Here is a 7,948-nt window from a genome sequence, read left to right as displayed (position 1 = left end):
TGTGGAGGCGTGGTGCAATCAGGCCGCCCGATGAAGCAGGAACCCGGTACTGCGCGAGCAGCTATCACCCAGTAATGGGAATCCCCCTCCTGTGACGCGAAGCGCTAAGGTGGGGGAGGATGTCAAGGTGAGTCTGTTGCAGTTTGAGTTTGTGACCCGGGAAAGCAGCTTTGATCTGGCGTGTCGCTTCGGAGTGGCCAGGCGCGAGGGTGGCGAGGATGCCGATGAGCTATTGGAGCAAGCCATATTGGCATTGAACGAGGCCAAGCGTGAGGGGACCACCCTGGTGTGGTATCAGAGTGCGATGAAGGCTGATCTCCACATGGCCCAGCGGCAGCTGCACCAATTGCGGGAATGGCTGGCGGGGGCCGCCCCTTCCCCCCTGGAGACCCTCTGCGAGGCGATGAGAGACGAGCAGGGCGTGCCGGTGACGGCGGTCAGCCTGCGCTGGCGGGTGAGCCAGCAGCCCTGTGACGTGGGCTGGATGCAAGAGCGTTGTGTCCTTGGGCCCGTGATGGCACGATGGCTGACAGAAGAGCCATGCAGTGGCACCTTGCTGGTAAGGCTTCATCAGCCTGCCCAGCTGGCCCCTCTGCTGGCGAGCCTGCCCCCCTTGCCACAGGGGAGACTGATCCTGGCATTGCCTGCGCTGATACCGGATGCCACCCTGCTTGAGAAGATGCGCGAGTGTGGCTGCATGCTGGCGCTGAGCGAGCTTGGCAGCTGCGCCCCCGAACTGCTGCAAGCGGGCTGGCCAATTCGCTACTGGCTGCCAGCACCCTCCGGGTACGAGGCGCTGCTCCAGCCGTTGGCAACGGCGCTGGGGCTGCTGCGCCTGGCTCCCCTGGGAGAGGCGCAGCAAGAGGATGATCTCAAGCTGAGTTGAGTGGTGGCTTGTGCAGTCTCGGGGCCGATGCCAAGGAGACAATACACAGAAGAGCGGCTCATGGCCGCCCTTCTGCTGCTTGCTGGCACTTAAACTGGTTTGCTGTCCGGTGAGGAAAAGGGAGCGCAGGAGTGTCTGATCACCAGGTCCGGATCCACGGTGATCATGCGGTTTGCGATGGGCTCGCCGTTGATGCGCGCCAGCAGCCGGGTGACGGCGAGGCGGCCCAGCTCCTCTTTCGGTTGATTGACCGTGGTGAGCGGGGGGGACATGAACTGGGCCAGCGCCACGTTGTCATAGCCGACGATGGAGAGATCGCGGGGGATCACCAGCCCTGCCTGATGGGCGGCACTGATGACCCCCATGGCCATCATGTCGTTGCAGACAAACAGCGCGGTGGGACGCTCTGGCAGCGCCAGCAGGCGGGTCATGGCGGCGGCGCCGCTGGCGCAGTCAAAGTCTCCCTCCTGGATCCAGCCCGGATTGACGGTGAGCCCGGCCTCCTGCATCGCTTGCTCGAAACCCGCCTGGCGCTGGTTGGCCGGGGCGCGGCTGTGGGGGCCCGTGATGCAACCGATGGCAGTGTGACCCAGCCCCAGCAGATGGCGGGTTGCCAGGTAGCCTCCACGATGGGAGTTGTCGGCGATGAGATCCACCTCGCCATTCTCCATGCCCCAGTCCATCACCACGACCGGCAGGCTCTTGAGCCAGTCGAGCTGGTTGAACACCTCCTGCTGCCCTTCACTGCACATGATGAGCAGGCCGTCGACCCGTTTCCTGAGCATCATCTTGAGGTAGGAGAGCGCCGTCTCGGCCTGTCCTTCGGTGTTGCCCAGCATCAGGTTGTAACCCTGCTCGAAGCAGTAGCGCTCCACCCCGCGCACCACCTCGGCGAAGAAGGGGTTGCTGGAGGTGGTAACCAGCATGCCGATGCTGTTGGTCTCCTTTACCTTGAGGCTGCGGGCCACCAGGCTCGGGGCATAGTTGAGATCGCGCATGGCGGCGAAGACCCGCTCCCGGGTCTCTTCGGCCACGAAGCGGGTCTCGTTGATGACGTGGGAAACGGTGGTGGTCGACACTCCCGCCAGCGCAGCCACCTCCTTGATATTGGCCATCAGTGCCCCTGCGCAGTCTGTTCAAGGAGGAAAGCATCGACCTCCTGCTTGCTCGGGATGGAGCTCTGGGCACCAAACCGGGTGACGGAGAGTGCCGCCGCCCCGTGGGCAAAGCGTACGGCTGCGTCAAAGTCGGCGCCGGCGAGCTCGGCCGCCAGGAAGGCGCCGTTGAAGGTATCCCCGGCAGCCGTGGTATCCACCGCCTTGACCCGAAAACCCGGCATGAGCGCCTGTTTCTGCCCCTTGCTGCAATAGACCCCTTGAGACCCCAGGGTGATCATCACCTCACCGATGCCCATCTGGTGGAAGCGGGTGGCAGCCTCCCGGGCGCTCGCTTCGTCCGTCACCTTGACGCCGGTCAGCAGCTCGGCCTCGGTCTGGTTGGGGGTGATGAGGTCCACCAGCGCCAGCAGATCCCTTGAGAGCGGGCGCGCGGGGGCGGGGTTGAGCACCACCCGGGTGCCGTGGGCACGAGCCAGACGGGCCGCTTCCTGCACGCTCTCCAGCGGCACTTCCAGTTGCAGCAGCAGGGTGTGGGCGGCGGCGATCATTGCCTCGTGACCTTGCACTACGGCCGGGGTGAGGGCGCCATTGGCTTCGGCGGAGATGCCGATGCTGTTCTCCCCCTCGTCGCTCACATAGATGATGGCGATGCCGGTGGGGAGCCTGGGGTCGAGTTCGACGGCGCTGACATCGATGCCGTCGTTGGCAAACCCGGTTTTCATCTGGTGGCCGATGGCATCATCACCGATGCGGGCGATGAAGGAGACAGGGGCGCCGAGGCGGGCGGCGGCCACCGCCTGATTGGCGCCCTTGCCGCCGGGAACGACCTGATAGCTGTGGCCGGTCAGGGTTTCACCGGGGCGGGGAAAGTGGGGGACGCGCAGCACATGATCCGCATTCACGCTGCCGAGGACTACGAGACGATTCATTCCTATCACCCTTGGTTGAGTACATCCTGGTCTGGGTGGGCCCAGACCAGGCGGCACTGGCGGAAAAAGAGAGGGGAGGCGAACCTCCCCCCAACAACTTACTTGTTGACGATTTGCAGCGGTACCGGGATGGATTTTTCCACCGGTTGACCCTTGAGCACCTTGTCGGCGGTTTCCACGCCGATGGCGCCGATGAGGGCAGGCTGCTGGGCCACGGTGGCGGCCAGTTTACCCTTGGCCACGGCGGCTTTGCCATCGTCGGTGCCGTCAAAGCCCACGATCATCACCTCTTTGCCAGCGGCCTGCACGGCGCGGATGGCACCCAGCGCCATCTCGTCGTTCTGGGCGAACACTGCCTGCACGGTCGGATGGGCGGCCAGCAGGTTCTCCATGACGTTCAGACCCTTGGTGCGGTCAAAGTCGGCGGGTTGGGAGGCCAGCACCTGCAGTTTGTTGGCGGTGACCGCCAGGGCGAAGCCTTCGCCGCGATCACGGGCGGCGGAGGTACCTGCGATCCCTTCCAGCTGGATCACCTTGGCACCGCTGCCCAGCTTCTCGGCGATGAAGTCGCCAGCCAGCTTGCCACCGGCCACGTTGTCGGAGGCGATGTGGGCCTTGACGTCACCCTGGGCTGCGCCGCGGTCCAGGGTCAGCACCGGGATGTTCGCCTTGTTGGCCAGGCGAATGGCGTTGCCCACGGCTTCGGAGTCGGTCGGGTTGATCAGGATGGCGTTGACCTTGCGCACGGCGAGATCTTCCACGTTGGAGAGCTCCTTGGCCGGGTCGTTCTGGGAGTCCAGCACCACCAGCTTGTAGCCAAGCTCCTTGGCCTTGGCTTCGGCCCCCTCCTTCATGGTGACGAAGAAGGGGTTGTTGAGGGTGGAGACCACCATCGCCAGGGTGTGATCCGCGGCCTGGGCGGTGCCCAGCACGGACATGATGGCGGCAGCGAGCAGGGTATTGAGCTTTTTCATCATTTCATTCCTTGTGTGTGGCGTGGCTTGTTAACGGTTGCTTTTGTTATCGATCATCACGGCAAGCAAAATCACGCTGGCCTTGGCGATCATCTGGTAATAGGAGCTGACGTCGAGCAGGTTGAGGGCATTGTTGAGGAAGCCGATGATGAGGGCACCGATCAGGGTACCCATGATACGGCCCTTGCCCCCCATCAGGCTGGTGCCCCCCAGCACCACGGCGGCGATGGCATCCAGCTCGTACCCCATGCCGGCTGTGGGCTGGGCGGAGGAGAGGCGGGATGTGACGATGAGCCCGGCCAGTGCCGACAGCATGCCGCACAGACCATACACCGCGAGCTTGACCCGATCCACATTGATACCAGAGAGGCGGGTGGCCGATTCGTTGCCGCCGAGGGCATAGATGTGGCGGCCCAGGCGAGTGTGGTTGAGCAGGTACCAGGCCAGCAGGAAGACGATGGCCATCAGCCAGATGGGCACCGGCAGACCCAGCAGGTAGCCGGTCCCGAGCCAGGCGAAGTGATCGGCGCCGTCACTGAAGCCGGTGGAAATGGGGCGCCCCTCGGTGTAGACCATGGTGACGCCGCGCAGGGCGGTCATGGTGACCAGGGTGGCGATGAAGGCCTGTACCTTGCCCTTGGCGATGATGAGGCCGCTGATGCTGCCAAGCAGGGCGCCGGCCCCCAGGGTGAGGGGGATCACCAGGCCGATGGGCAGCTCCATGGCCACCATGGTGGCGGCCAGGGCGCCGCACAGGGCCAGTACCGAGCCGACCGACAGATCGATGCCGGCGGTGAGGATGACCAGCGTCATGCCGACCGCCATGATGGCGTTGACCGATGTCTGGCGCAGGATGTTGAGCAGGTTGTCGGCGGTGAAGAAGTTGGGGCTCAGGAAGGAGACCACGCCGATCAGCACCAGCAGCGCGACCAGGGACTTGTTCTCGATCCACCAGGCCTTGCTCATGACGCCGCGGCGGGAAAGGGTTTGGGTTGTCATTGTGCTGCCTCTTGCTCTGCTTGCCACTGTTTACCGACTGCCGCTGCCATCAGCTTCTCCTGATTGGCATCGCGGGTGTTGAATTCTGCGCTGATGCGCCCTTCGTGCATCACCATAATGCGATCACTCATGCCGAGCACTTCCGGCATTTCGGAGGAGACCAGGATGATGCTCATCCCCTCCTTCTTGAACTGGTTGATGAGCTGATAGATCTCCTTCTTGGCGCCGACATCGACGCCGCGGGTCGGCTCATCCAGGATCAGCACCTTGGGCCGGGTCAGCAGCCCCTTGGCGATGGCCACCTTCTGCTGGTTGCCGCCGGAGAGGAGCTTGATCAGCTGATCCTGACTCGGGGTCTTGATGTTGAACAAACGCACATAGTCCCCTACCGCCTGGCGCTCGGCCTTGCCGTCAATCTTACCGCCACGAATGAACTCGCCGAGGGCGCACAGGCTCATGTTTTCGCGCACCGACAGCTCCAGCACCAGGCCGTCGCCCTTGCGATCCTCGGAGATATAGGCGATACCAGCGGCCAGACCATCGGCCGGGCTTCTGGGTACCAGGGCGTGGCCATCCACCGTCACCTGGCAAGCGCTGATGGGGCTGGCACCGTAGATGAGCTTCATCAGCTCGGTGCGGCCGGAGCCCATCAGGCCGCTAAAGCCCAGAATTTCCCCCTGACGCAGGGAGAAGCTCACCCCGCGCACGCCGGGACCAGCCAGATCGTTCACCTGCAGGCTAACCGGGCCAAGCTCGCGCTCAAGACGTGGGTACTGCTCTTCCAGCCGGCGGCCCACCATCATCTCGATGATCCTGTCTTCATCGAGATCGCTCACCGCCTGCTCGCCGATCCACTTGCCATCCCGCAGCACGGTGACCCGATCGCAGATCTCGAAGATCTCTTTCAGGCGGTGGGAGATGTAGACAATGCCGCAGCCCTGCTCGCGCAGTTCACGAATGACGGTGAAGAGCTGCTCGGTCTCGGTGTCGGTCAGCGCATCGGTGGGCTCGTCCATGATGATGACGCTGGCATCGAACGACAGCGCCTTGGCGATCTCTACCATCTGCTGTTCACCGATGGAGAGATCCCCGAGTCGGGTATCCGGGCCGTGCTTGACGCCAAGTCGCGCCAGCAGACCGCTGGCACGCTCACGCAACTGCTTGTGGTCGATGCTGCCAAAACGGGTGCGCGGTTCGCGGCCGAGGAAGATATTGGCGGCAATCGACAATTCCGGCAGCAGGTTCAGCTCCTGGTGGATGATGCTGATCCCCTGATCCTGAGAGTCGCGGGGGCCCTTGAAGTGCACCGGCTGGCCGCGATAGTTGATGTAGCCCGCATCGGCCTGGTAGATGCCGGTCAGCACCTTCATCAGGGTCGACTTGCCAGCGCCATTTTCGCCGAGCAGGGCCATCACCTGGCCCGAATAGACCCGAAGACCCGCTTCGTCGAGGGCGCGTACCCCGGGGAAGGTCTTGACGATCCCGGTCAGCTCCAGAATGGGTGATAGGGGGGAGGTTGTGCTCATTTGCAGCTTCCTTGAAGAGGCCTTCTTTGAAGAATTCAGAACGCCACACCGGCGCAGAGGATCAGGTTGGCGTAGGGAGTCACCTCGCCGCTGCGCACGATAGCCTTGCTCTGGCAGGAGCGAGCCTTGAACGCTTCGTGCAGGCAGTACTCGATGGTGATGGGCTTGCCCTGGGCGGCTGCGTGGACCTCCAGCTGATCCACCAGCGCCTGATGGGCGGCGGGACTGATCTGCTTGATCTCGCTTGCCATGATCACCTTCTCCACCACCAGGTCGGTGAGTAGGGCGGTCAGTACGGTTTCAAGGCTGGGGGTGCCCGCCATCAGCGCCAGATCGATGCGCTCGGGGCCTGCCGGAATGGGCAGGCCAGCGTCGCAGACGGTGATCTCGTCGGTGTGGCCCATCTGCGCGACCAGCGCGCTTAAGGGAGCATTGAGCAGCTTGCCTCGTTTCATACAGCACCTCGGCGGCATGGGACCGCATATGAATATTGAGTTGGGCAATCGGTTACGCAACCGGTTGCGTCATTAGGGCGAAAGATAGGTGTTAACCGTTAACGGGTCTAGGCAGTGATGACGAAAATGTGAAAACGATCTCAGTGACAGGGCAATTTCAGAAGAAACGGGTGCCATAAGAGCACCCCGTCTGAGAGGCGTCGCCGGATGTTGCCCGCACAAAAAGGCGTACCCGGCGCGAGGAGATCAGAGGGCGAGCGCCGCCTGCACTGCGGGGCGGGCCAGCATGCGCTGATAGTGATCCGCCACCTTGGGAAACTCGCTGATGGCAACCCCGTCGCTCTCGAGCCAGCCTGCAATCACGAAGAGGTAGATGTCGGCCAGGCTAAAGCGCTCCCCCAGTACCCAGGGGCCGGCCAGATAGTGGCGCTCAATCTGGTCAAAGCCATCGCGCATGTTCTGGGGCATCTTGGCCTGCATGGCAGCCATGGCCTGTTCATCGTCGGCCCAGCGGCCGGGACGGCGTCCATGGGCATGGGCGACATGGACGGTGGAGACGAGGAAACTGTGTACCTCCTGGATCCTGGCCAGGAGGAAGGGGTCATCCAATGGGGCCAGCCCGGCGTTAGGAAAACGCTGGGCCACGTAGAGCAGCAGAGCCGGTGTTTCGGTCAGCACGCCATGCTCCGTCACCAGTGCCGGGACTCGCCCCTTGGGATTGATGGCGAGGTAGTCGGGGCTGCGCTGTTCACCAGCGGCCAGATCCAGGCGCTTGACAAGGTGAGGGGCACCGGCCTCCACCAGAGCGATGCGTACCGCCATGGCACAGGTACCCGGGGCAAGATAGAGCGTCAGTTCGGACATGACCGTTTTCCTTGTGTGAGAGAGAAGAGCCAGTGGACATCTCGTCCGCCAGCGCGCGCCATATTAAATGCGAAAGGGGACTCCCTCCGACGTAGGTGGGAGGGGAATTTCGCCGGGGCGTCAGCCCCGCTGGTTTTGAATGTATTGCTTGATCACCTCCAACGGTGCTCCGCCGCAAGAGCCCGCAAAGTAAGAGC

The 7,948-nt window shown here is 63.3% G+C and carries 9 protein-coding genes; 1 reads left to right on the top strand and 8 read right to left on the bottom strand.

The genetic code is table 11. The features are described 5' to 3' along the window. Positions 1–91: 91 nt before the first annotated feature. Positions 92–886 carry a hypothetical protein gene (locus C3418_RS21810; protein ID WP_124814215.1) on the top strand — a complete coding sequence of 265 codons (795 nt, stop codon included), beginning with the start codon at positions 92–94 and terminating at the stop codon, positions 884–886. 89 nt (positions 887–975) lie between these two features. Here the strand turns inward: C3418_RS21810 and C3418_RS21805 are convergent, their stop codons facing one another. The 8 genes from C3418_RS21805 to C3418_RS21770 all read right to left on the bottom strand — a co-directional run. Further along, positions 976–2,001 (bottom strand): substrate-binding domain-containing protein, encoded by a 1,026-nt coding sequence (locus C3418_RS21805; protein WP_041211440.1) that lies wholly within the window; start codon positions 1,999–2,001, stop codon positions 976–978. Beyond that, entirely contained in the window at positions 2,001–2,933 is a 933-nt protein-coding gene (rbsK, locus tag C3418_RS21800; protein ID WP_010674791.1) for a ribokinase, read from the bottom strand. The genes C3418_RS21805 and rbsK overlap by 1 nt, the downstream gene beginning before the upstream one ends. Before the next feature lie 98 nt (positions 2,934–3,031). Next, a complete protein-coding gene (gene rbsB / locus C3418_RS21795) occupies positions 3,032–3,907 on the bottom strand; it encodes a ribose ABC transporter substrate-binding protein RbsB (protein WP_043152743.1) in 876 nt (291 codons plus the stop codon). Between the two features lie 30 nt (positions 3,908–3,937). Then, positions 3,938–4,906, bottom strand: a complete 969-nt coding sequence (rbsC, locus tag C3418_RS21790; protein ID WP_041211438.1) for a ribose ABC transporter permease — start codon at positions 4,904–4,906, stop codon at positions 3,938–3,940. Then, positions 4,903–6,432, bottom strand: coding sequence for a ribose ABC transporter ATP-binding protein RbsA (rbsA, locus tag C3418_RS21785; RefSeq protein ID WP_103859265.1), 1,530 nt, complete (start codon positions 6,430–6,432; stop codon positions 4,903–4,905). The genes rbsC and rbsA overlap by 4 nt, the downstream gene beginning before the upstream one ends. A 35-nt stretch (positions 6,433–6,467) precedes the next feature. Further along, a complete protein-coding gene (gene rbsD, locus C3418_RS21780) occupies positions 6,468–6,887 on the bottom strand; it encodes a D-ribose pyranase (RefSeq protein WP_043152736.1) in 420 nt (139 codons plus the stop codon). Between the two features lie 246 nt (positions 6,888–7,133). Further along, complete coding sequence (locus C3418_RS21775) at positions 7,134–7,751, bottom strand: glutathione S-transferase family protein (RefSeq protein ID WP_010674786.1); 618 nt, start codon at positions 7,749–7,751, stop codon at positions 7,134–7,136. 120 nt (positions 7,752–7,871) lie between these two features. Then, positions 7,872–7,948 (bottom strand): transposase (locus C3418_RS21770; protein ID WP_174213905.1); only part of this gene is annotated, 77 nt, incomplete at its 5' end.

It is taken from the genome of Aeromonas sp. ASNIH8 (assembly GCF_002919855.1).
GTDB classification, from domain to species: Bacteria; Pseudomonadota; Gammaproteobacteria; order Enterobacterales; family Aeromonadaceae; genus Aeromonas; species Aeromonas caviae.
Note: the sequence above shows the minus strand (reverse complement) of the source record. Positions and strands in the feature narration are given on the sequence as shown.

Coding starts and splice junctions, on each gene's coding strand:
- C3418_RS21805 (WP_041211440.1), bottom strand. CDS start 2,001: ATGGCCAATATCAAGGAGGTGGCTGCGCTGGCGGGAGTGTCGACCACC.
- rbsK (WP_010674791.1), bottom strand. CDS start 2,933: ATGAATCGTCTCGTAGTCCTCGGCAGCGTGAATGCGGATCATGTGCTG.
- rbsB (WP_043152743.1), bottom strand. CDS start 3,907: ATGAAAAAGCTCAATACCCTGCTCGCTGCCGCCATCATGTCCGTGCTG.
- rbsC (WP_041211438.1), bottom strand. CDS start 4,906: ATGACAACCCAAACCCTTTCCCGCCGCGGCGTCATGAGCAAGGCCTGG.
- rbsA (WP_103859265.1), bottom strand. CDS start 6,432: ATGAGCACAACCTCCCCCCTATCACCCATTCTGGAGCTGACCGGGATC.
- rbsD (WP_043152736.1), bottom strand. CDS start 6,887: ATGAAACGAGGCAAGCTGCTCAATGCTCCCTTAAGCGCGCTGGTCGCG.
- C3418_RS21775 (WP_010674786.1), bottom strand. CDS start 7,751: ATGTCCGAACTGACGCTCTATCTTGCCCCGGGTACCTGTGCCATGGCG.